This is a genomic window from Paraburkholderia fungorum (genome assembly GCF_046027215.1).
GTDB classification, from domain to species: domain Bacteria; phylum Pseudomonadota; class Gammaproteobacteria; order Burkholderiales; family Burkholderiaceae; genus Paraburkholderia; species Paraburkholderia fungorum_D.
Genome location: NZ_JAQQEN010000001.1, coordinates 4,568,470 through 4,586,538, shown reverse-complemented (window position 1 = coordinate 4,586,538; position 18,069 = coordinate 4,568,470). Strand labels below are relative to the sequence as shown.

Below are 18,069 nucleotides of genomic sequence, written 5' to 3'. Positions count from 1 at the left end.
CTTCAGCATTGCCAGGAAGCGCTCGCTAACGGCGCATCGCCACGATATTTGCGGCGCGCTTCGACAAGCACGGCTGGCTCGATTGCACCCTCGTCCACCAGCGCCTTCAAGGCGGCGATCACGATCGCCTTGCGATCCACCTCGAAAAATTCGCGCAAGGCCTGGCGTGTGTCGCTACGGCCGAAGCCATCGGTGCCGAGCGTCACGTAGCGGCGCGGCACATAGGCACGGATCAGTTCCGGCACCGCGCGAACATAGTCGGTCGCGGCAATCACCGGACCTGACGATGCTTCGAGCGCTTTCGTCACGTAAGGCACATCCGTCGCCTCGCCATGACGTTCGAGCCGCTCCGATGCCATGCCGTCACGCTGCAATTCGGTGAAGCTCGTCACGCTCCACACGACGGCGTCGATCTGCCACTCGTCTTTCAGCATCTGCTGCGCGGCGATCACTTCGCCGAGGATCGCACCCGCGCCGAGCAACTGCACCCGGGCGGTCTGCGCGGCGAGTGCGGAGTCGTGCGCCAACGGATAAATGCCCTTCAGGATGCCTTCCCGCGTGGCCTCCAGATCGCCACCCGGCACCGACGGCTGCGCGTAGTTCTCGTTCATCACCGTCACGTAATAGAACACGTCGCGCTGCTGTTCGACCATCTCGCGCATGCCCTCGTCGACGATCGCCGCGACTTCATACGCGAACGCCGGATCGTAGGCGCGGCAGTTCGGTATCGTCGATGCCGCGAGATGACTCGTGCCGTCCTGATGTTGCAGCCCTTCGCCGCCGAGCGTGGTCTTGCCCGACGTCGCGCCGATCAGGAAGCCACGCGCACGCTGATCCGCTGCCGCCCAGATCAGGTCGCCGATACGCTGGAAGCCGAACATCGAGTAGTAGATGTAGAACGGCAGCATCGGCAGGTTGTGCACGCTGTATGAAGTCGCCGCCGCGATCCACGACGACACCGCGCCCGCTTCCGAAATCCCCTCTTCGAGAATCTGGCCCTTCGTGTCTTCGCGGTAGTACAGCATCGAGCCGAGGTCCTCCGGCTCGTACAGTTGCCCCAGCGGCGAATAGATGCCGACCTGACGGAACATGTTCGCCATGCCGAAGGTGCGCGCTTCATCCGCGACGATCGGCACCACGCGCTGGCCCACTTCGGCGTCTTTCAGCAAAGCGGTCAGCATGCGAACCAGCGCCATTGTGGTGGACATCTCGCGGCCGTTCGATTCCAGCGCGAATTGCCCCCAGGAGGACACCGGCGGGACGATCAGCCCCGCCGATGCGACTTTCCGCCTTCTGGGCAGATAGCCTCCCAAGGCAGCCCGGCGCGCATGCAGGTATTGCATCTCGGGGCTGTCGTCCGCTGGTTTGTAAAACTTCACCTGTTCGACGTCCTCATCCGTGAGCGGCAGGCGAAAACGATCGCGAAACGCCTTGAGGTCGTCGAAGCCAAGTTTCTTTTGCTGGTGCGTGGTCATGCGGCCCTGGCCCGAGGTGCCCATGCCGAAGCCTTTCATCGTCTTGGCGAGAATCACCGTAGGCTGGCCGCGATGCGCGAGCGCTTTGGCGTAGGCCGCGTGCAGCTTGCGCACGTCGTGGCCGCCGCGACGCAGGCGGTCGATGTCGTCGTCGCTCAATTGCGCGGCGAGCGCGGCAAGCTCAGGGTTCTGGCCGAAGAAACGCTCGCGGTTGTACGCGCCGTCGTTGGCCGAGAAGGTCTGGAACTGGCCGTCGACGGTATGCGCGAACGCGCGCAGCAAGGCGCCGGTGCGGTCGCGCGAAAACAGCGCGTCCCAGTCCGAGCCCCACACCACCTTGATCACATTCCAGCCGGCGCCAATGAAGTGCGCCTCGAGTTCGTCGATGATGCGGCCATTGCTGCGCACCGGACCATCCAGGCGCTGCAGATTGCAGTTGATCACGAACACGAGGTTATCGAGCCCTTCGCGTGCGGCAATCGACAGCGCGCCGGTCGATTCCGGCTCGTCCATTTCGCCGTCGCCGAAGAAGCCCCACACCTTGCGGCCACCCGTTTGCGCGAGACCGCGGTTGGCGAGGTAGCGCATGAAGCGCGCCTGGTAAATCGCATTGATCGGGCCGATGCCCATCGAGCCGGTGGGAAACTGCCAGAAGTCCGGCATCAGCCACGGATGCGGATACGAGCACAGCCCCGGCCCGCCGATCTCGCGGCGATAGTGCTGCAGGTTTTCTTCGGAGAGAAAGCCTTCGAGATACGCACGCGCATACACGCCCGGCGACGAATGCGGCTGGAAATACACGAGGTCGCCCGTGCCCTCCTCGCCGCCTGGCGCCGCCGCCCGGAAGAAATGATTGAAGCCGACTTCGAACAGATCCGCCGCCGACGCATAGCTCGCGATATGGCCGCCGAGTTCACCGTATGCCTGGTTGGCGCGCACCACCATCGCGAGCGCATTCCAGCGCAATGCGCCGGCGAGCCGCTCTTCGAGTTCGAGATTGCCTGGATAGCGCGGCTGCTGTTCGAACGGGATCGTGTTCGTGTACGGCGTGACGTTGGTCCGCGCCGACTCCACGCCGAGCGACAGCGCATGGCCGGCCAGCTTGTCGAACAGGAACTGCGCGCGATCCCGGCCCACATGCTCGACCACGGCATCGAGCGCTTCCAGCCATTCGGCGGTTTCCTGCGGGTCGGTATCGTCACGTTCCGCACGTCCGGCATTCAAGGTGTGCAACTGCTCGCTACCGCTGGACAAATCCGTCATGGCACCACTCCCGCATCGACGTGTTCGGTTCAAAATCGAGTGAAATAATGGTACCCATGAGCTTACAAAATGAGCGTCTCATTTGCTTGTGATCTTGCTCTGCGATAGGCTATTTATTCCGAATTTTGCGCCCGCCACGGAATATTTCATCTATGACCACGCCACCCAGACGACTCGACCGCATCGACATCGGCATCCTCAGCCAGTTGCAGCAGAACGCGCGCATCACCAACGCGGATCTCGCCCGGTCGGTGAATCTGTCGCCCACGCCCTGCTTCAACCGGGTCCGTGCGCTAGAAAAGCTTGGCCTGTTCAAGCAGCAGGTCACGTTGCTGAATCCGGAGCCGCTCGGGCTGCGCATCAACGTGTTCATTCAGGTGAGTCTGGAAAAGCAGGTGGAAGACGCGCTGCTGCGTTTCGAGCAGGCGATTGCGGAGCGCCCCGAGGTGATGGAGTGCTATCTGATGACCGGCGATGCGGACTATCTGCTGCGTGTGGTGATGCCGGACATGCAGACGCTCGAGCGCTTTATCGTCGACCATCTGACGAAAATTCCGGGCATCTCCAACATCCGCTCCAGCTTTGCCCTGAAACAGGTGCGGTATAAGACGGCGCTGCCGTTGCCGTCGTCGGGACTGACGCTGGTCGATCCCGACGACGTCGCCACCGACTGGCGTTAAGCCGCCGTCGCCGGTTGCGTGTAGCGCTCTGCCGGCAACTTGTGCGACAGGTTCGGCCCCAGGTTGACGCGGGCAGTATTGAAGCGCTCCCAGTCGGCCACGTCCGGCAACGAGGGAATCGTCACGAGTTCGCGCCGGTCGAGGCCTACCAGCGCGGCGTCCACCATATCCTCGGCGGTCATCACGATCTGCGTGGGCAAATGCTCGACCGCGAGGCCGGCCCGATCCCAGAATGCGGTGCTGGTGGCGCCCGGCAACACGGCTTGCAGCTGCACGCCCTTGCCGCCCACTTCATGATGCAGCGACTGCGTGAGATTCAGCACGTAGGCCTTGGTGCCGCTATAAGTACCGTTCAGCAGCTCCGGCGACAGCGCCACGATCGACGAAATATTGACCACAATGCCGTTGCCGCGCTCCACGAAGCCAGGCACAACGGCAGCGGTCAGGCGCGTGAGCGCCGTCACGTTCAGTTCGATCATGCTTTCGAGCTGATCCACGTCCGAATCGATCAGCGGGGCCGTTGCGCCAACGCCCGCGTTATTGACCAGCATCGTGATGCCGCGGTCGCTGCGCAGACGTTCTTCGATACGGCGTACGTCCGCCTTGACGGTCAGGTCGGCGCCGACGACATCGACGTGGCGGCCGGTTTCGCCGGCCAGACGCTCGGCGAGGCCAGTCAGGCGCTGGACGTCGCGGGCCACCAGAATCAGATCGTAGCCGCGGCGCGCCAGACGATCCGCGTATACCGCGCCGATACCCGACGAGGCGCCTGTCACCAATGCCGTGCCCTTGTGTGCTTGCGTTGCCATGTGAAACTCTCCTTGCGGGCTATGCGCATCGCGCCTCGGCCCTGATCGATGAATGGGAAAAATCCGGAACCTCCACCGCCGTGCCTGTTTGGCAGGCACTGCGATGTTGACGAGGGAAGTTTAGGCGCGTAGCCTCTTGTCTCAAATGTCGTATTTCCCTCTTTTCAGGACACTGCAATGAGACGCGTCGGCGTAGTGGTTTTTCCCGGCTTCCAGATCCTCGATATGGTGGCGATCTCCGTGTTCGAACTGGCGAACCTGGATGCCGCGCAGCCGGAATATGCGGTGGAAGTCATCTCCGAGCACGGCGGCATGGTGCGCAGCTCGGCCGGCGTCGAGATCGCCACGCAGCCGTTCGGCGATCCCGCGTATGACACGGTGGTGGTAACAGGCGCAATGGCGGTCGAGCCGTCGTCGCCGGGCATGCTGGCGTTCCTGAACCAAGCGCTCGCCGCCTCGCGCCGCACCACCAGCATTTGCACTGGCGCCTTCGTGCTGGCTGAAGCGGGCATTCTCGACGGCCGCCACGCCACCACTCACTGGCACCACGCGCGCGAATTGCGGCAGCGCTTTCCCACTACGCGTGTCGACGAAGACCGCATCTTTATCGTCGACGGTTCGGTGTGGACATCGGCCGGGATGACCGCGTGCATCGACCTCTGCCTGGCGCTGGTCGAAAACGATCTGGGCGTCGAGGCGTCGCGCGCCATTGCCAAAAAGCTGGTGGTTTATCACCGGCGCGCCGGCGGACAGTCACAGTTTTCGGCCATGCTCGATCTGGAGCCGAAATCCGACCGCATTCAGGACGCCCTCTCCTACGCCAAAAACCATTTGCGCGAGCCGTTGAGCGTCGAACAGCTTGCCAATGTCGCGCACCTCAGTCCGCGCCAGTTCAGCCGCGCCTTTCGCGACGAGACGCGCCAATCGCCGGCCAAAGCCATTGAGGCGTTACGCGTGGAAGCCGCGCGCGCGATGCTCGAAGCGGGTCGTCATTCAATGGAAGCGGTCGCTGCGGACACCGGTTTCGTCGATACCGAAAGGATGCGGCGGGCCTTTCTGCGTGCGTTCGGGCAGCCGCCGCAGGCAATCAAGCGCGCAGCGCGCGCGTTGTAACAGTTGTGGTGGACAATGTCGGTGACAGCGATGAAAGCCTGATTCGAACCGGCAACCAGAGAGGAAGCGAGATGAACTACGACGACAGCAATCCGTTCGCGAAGATTCTGCGTGGCGAACTGCCGTGCATCAAAGTGGCGGAAACCGATGCCGCGCTCGCCTTCATGGATCTGATGCCCCAGGCCGACGGCCACCTGCTGGTGGTGCCGAAAGAGAAGGCAGCGGAAATTTTCGAATTGTCGGACGCCTCGACGGTTGCCTGCATGCGCATGACGCAAAAACTCGCCATCGCCCTGCGCGCAACCCTACGCCCAGACGGCATGTTCATCGGACAGTTCAACGGCAGCGCGGCGGGGCAAACCGTGCCGCATGTGCATTTTCATGTCATCCCCCGGTGGGAAGGACAGCCGCTGCGCATGCATGCGCGTGATCTTGCCGATGCCGCCACGTTGGAGGCTCTCGCCACACGTATCCGCGCACATTGGCGCGCGGACTAGGATCGTCCACGGAGTCATGCGTCGAAACATGTGTAAAGGCCGCTGAAACTCGCGGCACGCGCCGCGCGATTAGACTGGCATCTGCCTTGTACCCACAGGGCATTGAGTGTGGATCTCTTTTTGGCCTGCCCGAAACGGCAGGCTTTTTTATTGGCATTTCGTAATTGCGGATGTGCGGCGCATATCGAGGCGATAAAATCAGCATAAATAGATCACTCGCACCTGAACGGCATTAAAAGCTGCACGACATTATGCGTCTGGCATTAACGTGACAGGAGTTTTACCTTTAACCTTCTTGCCACTCCAGAAATCATCCAATTCCTGCGACAATTGCACGCACGGCCATCCCTGTTCGAAACATCATCGCGTGGTATATAGTCAATTGCCATTTAAATGCAATCCTTAAGTGGTGAATATCTTCTTCTACTTTTAATTCGAGATTTTGATATGCATTTTAATCGAATAATGCTTGCGACCGCGTCCGCTGTATTGCTATCCACAGGCTCCTCCGCGAATGCGGCGACCGAATGTCTTTTTGACCAGAGCTATGCCGTGGATTTGAAATACACCGTTTCGAACATCGTCTTTGATGGCGTTCAGGCGCCAACGGATGGCTACAAACAACTCGGCTCGGCCTACGAAATGTCGCCAACTTCCGGTGTAAGTTCCACGTGCAACAGCGGACAAGATGGACAGGCGTTGAAATCGAGAGCTGATCCAGTTGGCAATCCGCTTACTCAATATACGGTCATAAATGATAAGCAGGTATTGCTTTTCAATACCAGTACGAAAGGCATTTACTATGCCGTCAATATGTACAACAAAGAATGTACCGATAACCAGGGATATATTCCGCCGGACAAAAGTAACGTATGGCTAGCCGACGTCGGGGATGACAGAGAAAAGAGCTGCATGAAACCCGGCACCTTCGGGTTCAAAATACTATTTTTTGTGGGCAAAGACTATAAGCCCTCCGCGAGCGCAACGTTCAATAGCGCGGTCCCCGCTACACACGGATATTTCCTGCTCTCTGGGGCCGAGGACGACGTTGAAAAAAACGAAACGCACGTAAAATTGGTCCAGTTCACAGGGCAATTGAACAATTGAATTGAGACAAGATTTTCCGTATTTTTTATTCTTCCTGTGAAGAAATTCCCGGAATTAATAAATTCCGGGAATTCGACGGTCCACACTTCAAGGCAGAAGGTCGATTCATGGAGTGCAGTACAGCGCACAGGAGAGATTCAACCAGCAGGCGCGTGCGGCTCCGTCAGAAACGAGGCCGCGAGCGGCGCAGCGGATGCCGCCAGTCGATGCGGTGCGGTCTTACAGGCCTGGACTGCATGTCGTGCAGTTGCCGGTATTCTTGCCACAATTCGTCGGAGAAAAGAAACGCGACGATCACGAGCGGAATGACCAGAAAGGCGCCCAAAACTAGTTGCTCGACCACGGTAGCCTCCGATCGCAAGAACTTGATTTCATTGTAGAGCACCTTGCGTGCCCACACCGTGCCGCGCCGCTCACAATTTCGCGATAACCGGCCTGCGACAACGCGACGCCCTGCCCCGCCCGATCCGCGCAGGGCCTCGCGCTTTGCAAAATTGCGCTGCGTGTGATGCATCCATTGCAAGAACTCCCCGCTTTGAGTCCTGACTAACAGAAACGCGCGCTTCGGCTCGCGCATTCAACCAATAATTCTCAAGGGGAATCCAATGACTATCGAACGCAGCAGCCTTCTTACTTTGCGCCCGCTCGAACGAACCGACCTGCGGTTCGTCCACGAAGTAAATAACAACGCGAAGATCATGCGTTACTGGTTCGAGGAACCCTACGAAACGTTTTCCGAGCTGACGCAACTGTACGACCAGCACGTGCGCGATCAGCGCGAGCGGCGCTTCGTTGCAATCGACAATGCGGGCGAAACCGTCGGCGTGGTGGAACTGATCGAACTTGACCATATCCACCGCCGTGGCGAGTTCCAGATCATCATCGCGCCGCTTGCGCAGGGCCGCGGCTACGCGACCGCCGCCACGCAACTCGCGATCGACTACGCGTTTTCCGTTCTGAACCTGCGCAAGCTCTACCTGATCGTCGACACGTCCAACACCGCCGCCATTCGCGTCTATGAGAAATGCGGCTTCCGGCATGAGGCGGAGCTGATCGAGGAATTTTTCGGCAACGGCCGCTATCACAATGCATTGCGCATGTGCCTGTTCCAGTCCGAGTTCTTCACGGCAAATCGACCCGCCGAATGAGCGTGAATGACACGCATGGGTGCGCTCAATGGCGCTGCCTTGCCCCGTTGCTTGAACACCTGGCATCATTAATCTTCTGCAAACACACCGTTATTTCGCCATTTTTGATTAGTCGGCGGAATGACTTTGTGTGCAATGCACCAAATACTGGCTTTAATTGTATTAATTCGCTTAATTGATACTGCGCGTTTACGTGAATACGCCGCACAGAGCGTTGCTGGTTAAAGCGCAGCGCCCTGTCCGTCTTTTAGTTATCCATTTCAATATTGGTGATTTGAACCTCAGCCCACCGCTCAAACAGGTGCGGCAACGGGTGCGACAATTCGCCACTGTTGCGACCGCACACAAGATGTGCTTGTCGTTCGTGCGCGTTCTCCTAAAGTGCAAGATGCGGGGTCGACGTTAAAGTTAAATACATAGCTAACCTGAGTATCAACCCGCACCGGAGGAAAATATGAAAATGCGAATCGCCCTTGTTTTCGCCATTGCGGGATTGGCTGCCGCTTCTGTTCAGGCGCAAGACGTCGTGATCAAGCCGCAGCAAACCATCCAGTTCAAGGCCAATGCGTACGGCTGCTTGTCGAAAGACAAACTCGACGCTGCCGACGAGCACGCCCAGGCGGGTGAACAGCAAAAGATGCAGGAATTCTTCTCCGGATATCAATGTGTGTCCACACCGCAAGACTCGAGTTTCCGCGTGGTGCGAGTGGTCGGTCACGATGTTGAGTTCGTGAATGCCGGCAATAGCGATACGCAAGGCCTCTGGGCAAACGATCGATTTATCAAGCAATAACCACTGGCGCGTCGGCGAAATAAACCGACGCCCGGGTTGTGCTGTCGATCCTCTGGCTTTAAAAAGCCGGGGCGGCAAACCTGCGAGTAATAAAACGGCCCGGCCTTTTTGCCCGGCCGTTTTTTATTTGTGGCGGCGCGTAAATCGTCGGATGGAGAAAAAGACCGATGCGGACTTTCGATCCGCATCGGCATCACGCCTTCTCGCAAAGCGCAGGACAACCCTCAAATCGTCAAACGTCGATCAATGCGAATCGCGCGGCACCGGCGCGCCGCTCGATCCAACCAGGAAGTCGAGATCCGCGCCCTGGTCCGCCTGCAGCACGTGTTCGACGTAGAGTTTGTAGTAGCCGCGCGTGGGCGGCGCAGGCGGCTGCCAGGCGGCGCGACGGCGTGCGAGTTCGTCGTCGCTGACGTCCAGATGCAGACGGCGCGCTTCGACATCAAGCTCGATCATGTCGCCGGTCTGCACGAACGCCAGCGGCCCACCTGCCGCCGCTTCAGGCGAGACGTGCAGCACCACCGAGCCGTAGGCCGTGCCGCTCATGCGGCCATCCGAGATCCGCACCATGTCCGTGATGCCTTTTTGCAGCACCTTTTTCGGCAGCGGCATATTGCCGACCTCAGCGAAGCCCGGATAGCCCTTCGGCCCCGCGCCCTTGAGGACCATGACGCAGTGCTCGTCGATGTCGAGCGACTCGTCGTCGATCTTCGCATGCAATTCTTCGATGTTCTCGAACACCACGGCACGGCCGCGGTGTTTGAGCAAAGACGGTGTTGCCGCAGACGGTTTGATCACCGCCCCGTTTGGCGCGAGGTTGCCCTTGAGCACCGCAATGCCCGCCTTCGGCTTGAACGGCTCAGCGAACGTTGTGATGACCTTCTCGTCATGGTTCGGTGCATTACGCACGTTGTCCCAGAGCGTTTTGCCGTTCACGGTCAGCGCTTCTTTATGCAGCAGCCCCTGCTCGCCGAGTTGCTTCAGCACCGCCGGCAGCCCGCCCGCGTAGTAGAAGTCTTCCATCAGGTATTCGCCTGACGGTTGCAGGTTCACCAGGCACGGCACGTCCGAGCCTAACTCCCAATCCTCCAGCGACAACTCGACGCCGATCCGCTTGGCCAGTGCGATCAGGTGAACCACCGCATTGGTCGAGCCGCCGATCGCCGCATTCGTGCGGATCGCGTTTTCAAACGCCTGGCGCGTGAGGATCTTGTCCATCGTCAGATCCTCGCGGACCATATCGACAATGCGTCGTCCCGCCAGATGCGCCAGCACCTGGCGACGTGCATCCACGGCAGGAATCGCCGCGTTATGCGGCAACCCCATGCCGAGCGACTCCACCATCGAGGCCATGGTCGAAGCCGTGCCCATCGTCATGCAATGACCGCGCGAGCGGTTCATGCACGACTCGGCTTCGGTGAATTCTTCCTGCGTCATCGTACCGGCGCGCACTTCCTCCGACATTTGCCAGACGCCCGTGCCCGAGCCAATTTGCTTGCCGCGGAACCGGCCATTCAGCATCGGGCCGCCTGACACCGCCAGCGCCGGCAGATTGCATGACGCCGCGCCCATCAGCAGCGCCGGCGTGGTCTTGTCGCAACCCACCAGCAGAATCACGCCGTCCATCGGATTGCCACGAATCGACTCCTCGACATCCATCGAAGCGAGATTGCGAAACAGCATCGCGGTCGGCCGCAAATTGGTTTCGCCAAGCGACATCACCGGGAATTCCAGTGGCAGACCGCCCGCTTCGTGCACGCCTTTTTTCACGTACTCGGCGAGCTCGCGAAAATGCGCATTGCACGGTGTCAGTTCCGACCACGTATTGCAGATGCCGATCACCGGCCGACCATCGAATTCGTCGTGCGGAATGCCCTGGTTTTTCATCCACGAGCGATGTAGAAAGCCGTCGCGGTCCTTGAGGCCAAACCACGCCTGGCTGCGCAGCGGCTTTTTAGTCTGGTTGGAATCAGCCATGAAATCTCCTGTTGGCAAGCATGTAAAGCGGGGGGCGTCTGGCCCGAGGCGCGCACCGGTTGTCAGTGCACGCGCTTGCTGCGGCGGAACTGGTCGAACAGCACCGCGAGCAGCAGGATCCCGCCGCGAATCAGATATTGGTAGAAGGTCGGCACGTTCATCAGGCTCATCGCGTCCTGCACGGAGCCCATGATCAGCACGCCGACCAGCACACCGGAAATCGTGGCAACGCCGCCCGTCAGCGAGACGCCGCCGAGTACGCACGCGGAAATCACGCCAAGCTCGAGCCCGACTGAAGTCTTCGGGTCGCCCAGACTCATCCGCGATGCAAGCATCACGCCGGCAAAACCAGTTACGAGGCCCTGCAATACGAATACCGTGATCTTGATGCGCGTGACTGGCAGGCCCGCGAGCAACGCGGCTTCGCTGTTGCCGCCGACGGCCAGCACGTTCTTGCCGAACACCGTCTTTTTCAGCAGAAAGCCGAACAGCACGAAGCCGACAATGTTGCTCCAGATCGGATAGGAAATTCCGAGGAAGGCGCCGCCGCCGAGGTCGAAGAAACGCTCTTCCGAGATCATCACCGCATCGCCGTTCGAGGTGATGAAGGCGAGGCCGCGCACGACTTCCATCATCGCGAGCGTGACGATCAGCGAATTGATCTTGTAGCGCGCAACCAGCACGCCGTTCACGAGACCGACCGCGCCACCTGCGAGCACGCCCGCGGCGACGCCGAGCAACACGCTATGCGTCGCGGTGATCAAAGTGGACGCAACCACGCCCGCGAACGCGACGATCGACGCCACCGACAAATCGACTTCGCCCAGCGCGAGCACGAACATCATCGTCACCGAGATCGAGCCGATCAAGGTCACGGAGAGCAGCAAGCCCTGGATATTGCGCGAGCTCAGGAAGTCGGGCACGGTGAACGACAAAGCCGCGAACAGGATGATGAACACCATCACGATGCCGGACTTGTTGATCAGGTCCCACGTACGCGCGGCGCGCGCGCTGAAGCCCGCGGAAGCGACAGTTGGAGCAGAGGACTCGGTGGAGGGTGTATGCATGAGGTTTATTCCGTTTTCAATGGCGCAGCAATTCAATCGCTCGACGCGTACGGCGGCCTAGCGCGGCAGGGCGAGCTTGATCAATGCATCGGGCGTGGCCTCGGCCTTCGGCAGATCGCCGACAATGCGCCCTTCCTTCATCACGATCACACGATCCGCCACACCGATCACTTCGGCCAGATCGCTCGACACCACGATCACCGTGCGGCCCGCTTCGGCAAGGCCGTACAGCAAGCCGTAAATCTCGCTGCGCGCGCCGACGTCGATACCACGCGTAGGTTCGTCCATCAGGAACACATCGATCTCTTCGGCGAGCCAGCGCGACAGAATCACCTTCTGCTGATTGCCGCCAGAGAGCGTGCCGATCGGCGTCTCGCCGTTGCGCGTCTTGATCGCGAGCTTGCCGATGAACTCCGTCGCGGTCTGCGCTTCCTTGCGTCGGTTGAGCACGTTGAAGCGGCTGAAGTGGCGCCGGCAACTGATGTTGAGGTTGTCGGAAACAGAGGCGATCGAGACGATGCCTTCCTGCTTACGATCTTCCGGACACAACGCCACGCCCGCTCGCACCGCATCGCGCGGCGTCGCGAATTGCACGCGTTTGCCTTTGAGCGCGATCTCGCCGGCGACCGGTTTGACGGCGCCGTAGATGAGCTTCATCAATTCGGAACGGCCCGCGCCGACCAGACCGAAGAAGCCGACGATTTCGCCTTGATGTGCAGTGAACGAAGCCGGTTCGCGCAAGCCGCGTCCCATCAGGCCTCTGACTTCGAGTTGCACGTCGCCGAGTTCACGCGAGCGATAGCCATACACGTCCGCGATCGAGCGACCCACCATGCAGCTGATCAGGCGATCGCGGTCGAGTCCTTCGCCCGCTTCGAATGTATCGATACGGCGGCCGTCGCGGAACACCGTCACGCGGTCGCACAGTTCGTAGACTTCATCCATCCGATGCGTGACGTAGATGATCGCGCGGCCTTCGGCCTTCAACGCGCGAATGATCCGGAATAGCTGCGTCGTCTCGCGTGAGGAGAGCGAACTGGTCGGTTCGTCGAAGGCAATGACGCGCGCATCGCGCATGAGCGCCTTGCCGATTTCAATCATCTGCCGTTGACCGATCGACAGATTCTTCACCTGCTGCTGCGGATCGATCATCTCGCCGAGCCGCTCGAGTTCTTTCACGGCGCGTGCGACCAGCGCCTTTTCGTCCAGCACACCGAAACGATTCGGCAGGGCGCCCAGCATCAGGTTTTCCGCCACCGTCAATTCCGGCACCAGATGCAGTTCCTGATAGATGATCGCGACGCCCGCCGCAATCGCGGCCTTGGTCGTGACGAACTGCTGTTCGACGCCCTTAAGCGACAAGGTGCCTGCCGCCGGTTGATTCACGCCGGAGAGCACTTTGAGCAGCGTCGATTTGCCGGCGCCGTTTTCGCCCATCAGGCCATGCACTTCGCCGCGCCGCACTTCGAGCGACACCTGGTCGAGCGCGAGCACGCCGGGAAAGCGTACGGAGATGCCGTCCAGTTGCAGGTACGGCTCAGTGGCCGCAGACGTGGGCGAGGGCGCTTGCGCCGGAAGCGCCGCTTCGTCAATGTGTAAAACCGTCATCGAAAACCTCTGGCAGATGGATCTCGGGCGCGGGCCGATTCGCCTGGAACCGGCCCGCGCCCGCGCAGACTCAGATACCGAGTTCTTTACGCACGTCCTGCCAGTTGCCGCGCACCATCAGCTTGCCGGTGGTTTGCGTATCGGCAGGCGGTTGCTTGCCAGCCTTGATCCACTCGACGAGGTTCTCCGTGCTGTCCTTGCCGTGATTGGTCGAGCTCACCGCGATCGTGCCGTAGAAGCCAGTGGGTTCCTTCTTCTGGAATTCGGCAAACGCTTCGCCTGCGCCGTTGATGCCCACGCCGATCACATCCGTTGCCGGAATATGCAATTGCTCGGTCGCGCGCACGCCGCCCAGCACCGTTTCTTCGTTCAACGCGAAAATCACCCACTTCTTGATGTTCGGATGCTGCGCGAGTACCGGCGAGGAGGCATTGAAGCCGCCTTCGTCGTCGGTGGTTTTTTGCGGCGCGTCGAAGATGTTTTCCTTCTTGAAGCCGCCGGCCAGCAGCGATTGCGTCGCGCCATCGGTGCGCAGTTTGGCGGTCGGCAATTCGTAGTTCGTGATGCGCAACGCGCCGACTTCTTCCGGCTTCCAGCCGCGGCGCTTCATTTCATCGGCGATTGCCTGGCCCACCTGGTTGCCGATCTTGAACGCGGACATGCCGAGGTGCGGCACATTGGGCAGCGGTTTGCCGGTGGAGTCGACCAGCTGATCGTCGACGGTGACGAACTTCATGTTGTAGCGCTTCGCACGCGCCTGAATCGCCGGTCCGAGCCGCACGTCGGGCGCGCAGATCACGAAGCCTTTGGCGCCTTGCGCGCCGAGGTTGTCGATTGCGGCCAGCACTTTTTCACCGTCCGGCGTACCGATGTTGACCACCGAGAAGCCGTCCTTCTGACCCAGCGCGGTCGCGGCTTTCTGTTCGTTGATGAACCACGCCTGCTCCGGCATCTTCACGAGAAAGCCAACCTTGAGCTGCTGATCGGCATGCGCGGAGATTTGCGCGGCAAAGGGTGCGGCGAGGGCAGCGGCGGCCACTGCGGATAACGTCAAACGGCGAAGCTTGCTGGTCATATCTGTCTCCTGTCCCATGCAACATGGTTGCTGAGGTTGAAAAGCTGCATTGATTTCGTTTAGTTGCAGCGGGGCGATGCGCGCCCGGTGTCAGCCGGGTCGCGGAAAGGCGGTGGAACAGGTTGGCGTCGTCATCGATCAACCTGCCACGTAGGCCGTTTTCAGGGCCGTCCAGAAGGCCGCATCGGTCGTGCCGTAGGCCGAGGCCTTGCGGCCGCCAGTGGGCGCGTGATGCTCGACGGCGGTAGTTGGCAGGTTGATGGTGACCAAACCGCTATGGACGTGCCGCCGAAAATGCCGGGCGCGGCTCAACGAGCGCGTGCAGATGCCGGCGCATAAGCCGTAGGCGGTGTCGTTCGCGAGGTGCAGCGCGTGGTCGTAGTCGTCGGCGATCAGCACGACGGCGAGCGGACCGAACATGTCCTCCCGGGCGATGCGGTGTTCGGGTTCGCCGATAAACAATGCGGGTTCAAAGTAATAGCCGCGCGTCGCGCGTTCCAGCTGACGGCCGCCTCGTAGCAGATGCGCGCCTTCCTGCTGACCGATGCGCACGTAGTCCAGATTGCGTTCCAGTTGCGTGGCATTTGCAAGCGGGCCGATGTCGGTACCGTGCTTGAGTGCGTGATCGACGGTGAGTCGCGCGAGCTTGACCTGCAACGCGTCGACGAACGGTTCGAACACGGCACGCTCCACAATCAGACGCGACGACGCCGTGCTGCGCTGTCCGGCCGAGCCGTATGCGCCGCTCAGGGCTGCCTCGACAGCGCCGTCGAGATTGGCATCCGCCAGCACCACGAACGGATTCTTGCCGCCCATGTCCAGTTGCACGCGCGCTTGCCGGGCGGCGGCGGTCTGCAAAATGCGCGTACCGGTGTCCGCCGAGCCGCTGAAGCTGATTGCCGCCACCAGTGGATGGGACACGATGCGCGCGCCGACCTGACGCCCGCTCCCCATCACGAGATTGAACACGCCGGCCGGCAAACCCGCGCGGCTGAAGAGGGTGGCCAACGCCGCCGCGCAGCCCGGCGCGGATTCCGCCGGTTTGAAGACGACGCAATTGCCGTGCGCGAGCGCGGCGCCGAGCCTGGCGGCGGCGATCGCCAGCGGCGCGCTCCACGGCGTGATGATGCCGACCACGCCGAGCGGTTCACGCGATACATCGATCTCGACGCCGGCGCGCGCCGAGGCCACGGGTTCAGCGAGCGTACGGAGCGCCTCCGCGGCAAAAAACTTGAAGGTCTGACCGGCGCGCGTGGCTTCGGCCACGGCGTCCGGCAACGTCTTGCCGACTTCACGCGCCAGTAACCGGCCCAGCTCGTCACGGCGCGCGAGCATTTCGCTGCCGATCGCATCGAGGGCGTCCGCCCGGCGCTGCGCCGAGCCCCATGACCACTCGCGAAAGGCCGCGTTCGCCGCTTCGATGGCGGTATCGGTCTGCCGGGCATCGGCCCGCACGTAGTCGCCGACCGGTTCGTCCAGATCCGACGGGTTGAGCGACACGCCCGTGGTCGCGCCCGTCTCCCAGCCGCCATTGATGTAGTGGCGGAACGGACTTGAGACGAGTGGGACGAGCGGATCGCGATTCATCGAAGGGAAGAAGTGACGGAAGCCCACGTGAAGATGCCCAGAAAGTCCACGAATGGTATGAGCCGCCCCAATAACTTTCCAATCCCTTTTTGGGCCATCACGATATCAATTTCGGTATGGCATGATGGAGCCTTCCCGCCGACAGACGGCTTTAAGCCGCTTTATGGAGACAAGCCATGACGCGTGGCTATTCGAACTGGTTCGTGCGTGCACGGCTCAAGACCCGGCAGTTGCTGCTGCTCGCGGCCATGGAGGAGGAGGGCAACGTGCGGCGCGCCGCCGACGTGCTCGGCATGACGCAGCCGGCGGCGTCCCGCTTGCTGAAAGAGCTGGAGGACATGCTGGAGGTGAGCCTGTTCGACCGCACGCCGCACGGCATGCGCGCCACGCTCTACGGTGAGGTGATGATCCGCCACGCGCGCATGGTGCTCTCCAACCTCAGCCATGCACACGATGAAATCTCGGCGCTGCGCGCCGGTCTGGCGGGCCAGGTGCGCATCGGCGTCATCGCGGCGGCGGCCGCGACCATGGCGTCGCGCGCGATTGCCGCTGTGAAGGAACGCTATCCGCAGCTGCAAATCTGGGTGGAGGTGGAAACTTCGGACGTCATGCTCCCGCGACTCGCCGAAGGCGAACTGGACATCATGGTCGGCCGGGTGCTGGAGCGGCAAAATCAGTTCAAGACGGAAGTCCGCTACGAGCCGCTCGCCGACGAACCGCTATGCGTGGTCGCGCGTCCAGGCCATCCTCTCGAAAATGAGACAGATTTGACGCTGCGGGGAATCGTCAACGCGAGTTGGGTTTTGCACCCGCCGGGCAGCGTTTTACGTCACCGTTTTGATCTGATGTTTGCGCAGATCGGACTGAATCCGCCGCAAAACGTGGTCAATACCAACAATTTTCTGGCGATTTCGAGCTTGCTGCTCCAAAGCGACATGTTGGCGGTTTTACCTGACGAAGTGGCGCGTCAGTACCAACAGTATGGCGTTCTGAAACAGTTGCCGATCGATTTACCGTGCAGGATGGATACATTCGGTATCATCACGCGCCAGTCGCATCTGCTTTCGCCTGCGGCCTCCGTCGTACTCGAAGCCTTGCGGGAAGCCGCTGCGGAGGTCTACGGCACACCGTTTGAACCCGCGGTGGCGCGATAAATGCTTCTCCCGTTGGCATTAGCGGCCGGTCATCGGCGCGGGAGAACGGGCGATGTACAACAAACACGGTAAACGGCAACGCGCCGTCGACGATTCTTTTTCTGTTCGCTCCGGTGGAGCGAGCGCCTGGTTTAGCAACGGCATGGCTCTCAAATCGACGATTTATAAGGCAGAACTCCAGATCGCCAACATGGACCGGCACTATTACGCCGACCATTCGCTGACGATCGCCCGCCATCCCTCCGAAACCGACGAGCGGATGATGGTGCGCGTCGCCGCGTTCGCGCTGTTCGCGCAGGAACGCCTCGAGTTTTGCAAAGGTTTGTCGGACGTCGACGAACCCGACCTGTGGCAGAAGGACCTCACCGGCGCGATCGAAACATGGATCGAAGTCGGTCAGCCGGATGAACGGCGCATCGCCAAGGCGAGCGGCCGTTCGAATGAAGTCGTGGTGATCGCCTACGGCGGCCGCACGTCGGACATCTGGTGGCAGGGCGTGAAAAACAAGGTCGAGCGGATGCGCAACGTGACGGTGTGGACGCTCGGTGAAGATATCGCGGCCGAGCTCGGCTCGCTGGCGGAACGCACCATGCGCCTGCAATGCACCGTGCAAGACGGCGAAGCATGGCTCGGCAGCGCCGAGGCCGATGCGGTGAAGATCGAGTGGACGGTGTTGAAGGCGCCGGCATAACGGGTGAGCAGCCGGCTGGCCCGTC

The 18,069-nt window shown here is 61.0% G+C and carries 16 protein-coding genes; 8 read left to right on the top strand and 8 right to left on the bottom strand.

Annotated elements, in window-relative coordinates; translation table 11 throughout:
• Positions 1 to 2: 2 nt before the first annotated feature.
• The gene (gene mdeB / locus PQR27_RS20635) at positions 3 to 2,738 is read right to left on the bottom strand and encodes an alpha-ketoglutarate dehydrogenase (protein ID WP_408525351.1); all 2,736 of its coding nucleotides are present in this window, start codon (positions 2,736 to 2,738) and stop codon (positions 3 to 5) included.
• Positions 2,739 to 2,890: 152 nt separating this feature from the next.
• Between mdeB and PQR27_RS20630 the strand changes: the two genes are divergently transcribed.
• Entirely contained in the window at positions 2,891 to 3,418 is a 528-nt protein-coding gene (locus PQR27_RS20630; protein ID WP_408525350.1) for an Lrp/AsnC family transcriptional regulator, read from the top strand.
• Here the strand turns inward: PQR27_RS20630 and PQR27_RS20625 are convergent.
• Complete coding sequence (locus PQR27_RS20625) at positions 3,415 to 4,227, bottom strand: SDR family NAD(P)-dependent oxidoreductase (RefSeq protein WP_408525349.1); 813 nt, start codon at positions 4,225 to 4,227, stop codon at positions 3,415 to 3,417. The two genes, PQR27_RS20630 and PQR27_RS20625, sit on opposite strands and share 4 nt — an antisense overlap.
• Positions 4,228 to 4,404: 177 nt before the next feature.
• On the opposite strand from PQR27_RS20625, the gene PQR27_RS20620 reads away from it, so the two are divergent.
• The 3 genes from PQR27_RS20620 to PQR27_RS20610 all read left to right on the top strand — a co-directional run bounded on the left by PQR27_RS20620 (position 4,405) and on the right by PQR27_RS20610 (position 6,944).
• Entirely contained in the window at positions 4,405 to 5,340 is a 936-nt protein-coding gene (locus PQR27_RS20620; protein ID WP_408525348.1) for a GlxA family transcriptional regulator, read from the top strand.
• Positions 5,341 to 5,411: 71 nt separating this feature from the next.
• Positions 5,412 to 5,837 carry an HIT family protein gene (locus tag PQR27_RS20615; protein ID WP_408525347.1) on the top strand — a complete coding sequence of 142 codons (426 nt, stop codon included), beginning with the start codon at positions 5,412 to 5,414 and terminating at the stop codon, positions 5,835 to 5,837.
• A gap of 393 nt (positions 5,838 to 6,230) precedes the next feature.
• Positions 6,231 to 6,944: a fimbrial protein gene (locus tag PQR27_RS20610; RefSeq protein WP_408525346.1), complete on the top strand. Its 714-nt coding sequence runs from the start codon at positions 6,231 to 6,233 to the stop codon at positions 6,942 to 6,944.
• Positions 6,945 to 7,107: 163 nt separating this feature from the next.
• Here PQR27_RS20610 and PQR27_RS20605 read toward each other — a convergent pair whose 3' ends face one another.
• Complete coding sequence (locus PQR27_RS20605) at positions 7,108 to 7,521, bottom strand: hypothetical protein (protein WP_408525345.1); 414 nt, start codon at positions 7,519 to 7,521, stop codon at positions 7,108 to 7,110.
• A 28-nt stretch (positions 7,522 to 7,549) separates the two neighbouring features.
• On the opposite strand from PQR27_RS20605, the gene speG reads away from it, so the two are divergent.
• Together speG and sap1 are read left to right on the top strand one after the other, a co-directional pair.
• Entirely contained in the window at positions 7,550 to 8,092 is a 543-nt protein-coding gene (speG, locus tag PQR27_RS20600) for a spermidine N1-acetyltransferase (protein WP_408525344.1), read from the top strand.
• Positions 8,093 to 8,546: 454 nt separating this feature from the next.
• Entirely contained in the window at positions 8,547 to 8,885 is a 339-nt protein-coding gene (gene sap1, locus PQR27_RS20595; RefSeq protein WP_408525343.1) for a surface attachment protein Sap1, read from the top strand.
• 243 nt (positions 8,886 to 9,128) lie between these two features.
• Here sap1 and PQR27_RS20590 read toward each other — a convergent pair whose 3' ends face one another.
• From PQR27_RS20590 to PQR27_RS20570, 5 genes are all read right to left on the bottom strand, one after another.
• Entirely contained in the window at positions 9,129 to 10,862 is a 1,734-nt protein-coding gene (locus PQR27_RS20590) for an IlvD/Edd family dehydratase (RefSeq protein ID WP_408525342.1), read from the bottom strand.
• Between the two features lie 62 nt (positions 10,863 to 10,924).
• Entirely contained in the window at positions 10,925 to 11,929 is a 1,005-nt protein-coding gene (araH, locus tag PQR27_RS20585; protein WP_408525341.1) for an L-arabinose ABC transporter permease AraH, read from the bottom strand.
• A gap of 57 nt (positions 11,930 to 11,986) precedes the next feature.
• Entirely contained in the window at positions 11,987 to 13,537 is a 1,551-nt protein-coding gene (gene araG / locus PQR27_RS20580) for an L-arabinose ABC transporter ATP-binding protein AraG (protein WP_408525340.1), read from the bottom strand.
• Between the two features lie 70 nt (positions 13,538 to 13,607).
• Positions 13,608 to 14,612 (bottom strand): arabinose ABC transporter substrate-binding protein, encoded by a 1,005-nt coding sequence (locus PQR27_RS20575; protein ID WP_408525339.1) that lies wholly within the window; start codon positions 14,610 to 14,612, stop codon positions 13,608 to 13,610.
• A gap of 138 nt (positions 14,613 to 14,750) precedes the next feature.
• Entirely contained in the window at positions 14,751 to 16,199 is a 1,449-nt protein-coding gene (locus PQR27_RS20570; protein ID WP_408525337.1) for an aldehyde dehydrogenase family protein, read from the bottom strand.
• A gap of 176 nt (positions 16,200 to 16,375) precedes the next feature.
• On the opposite strand from PQR27_RS20570, the gene PQR27_RS20565 reads away from it, so the two are divergent.
• Positions 16,376 to 17,353, top strand: a complete 978-nt coding sequence (locus tag PQR27_RS20565; protein WP_408525336.1) for a LysR family transcriptional regulator — start codon at positions 16,376 to 16,378, stop codon at positions 17,351 to 17,353.
• A 142-nt stretch (positions 17,354 to 17,495) separates the two neighbouring features.
• On the top strand, positions 17,496 to 18,044 hold the full coding sequence (locus PQR27_RS20560) for a YaeQ family protein (RefSeq protein ID WP_408525335.1): 549 nt from the start codon (positions 17,496 to 17,498) through the stop codon (positions 18,042 to 18,044).
• Positions 18,045 to 18,069 lie beyond the last annotated feature (25 nt).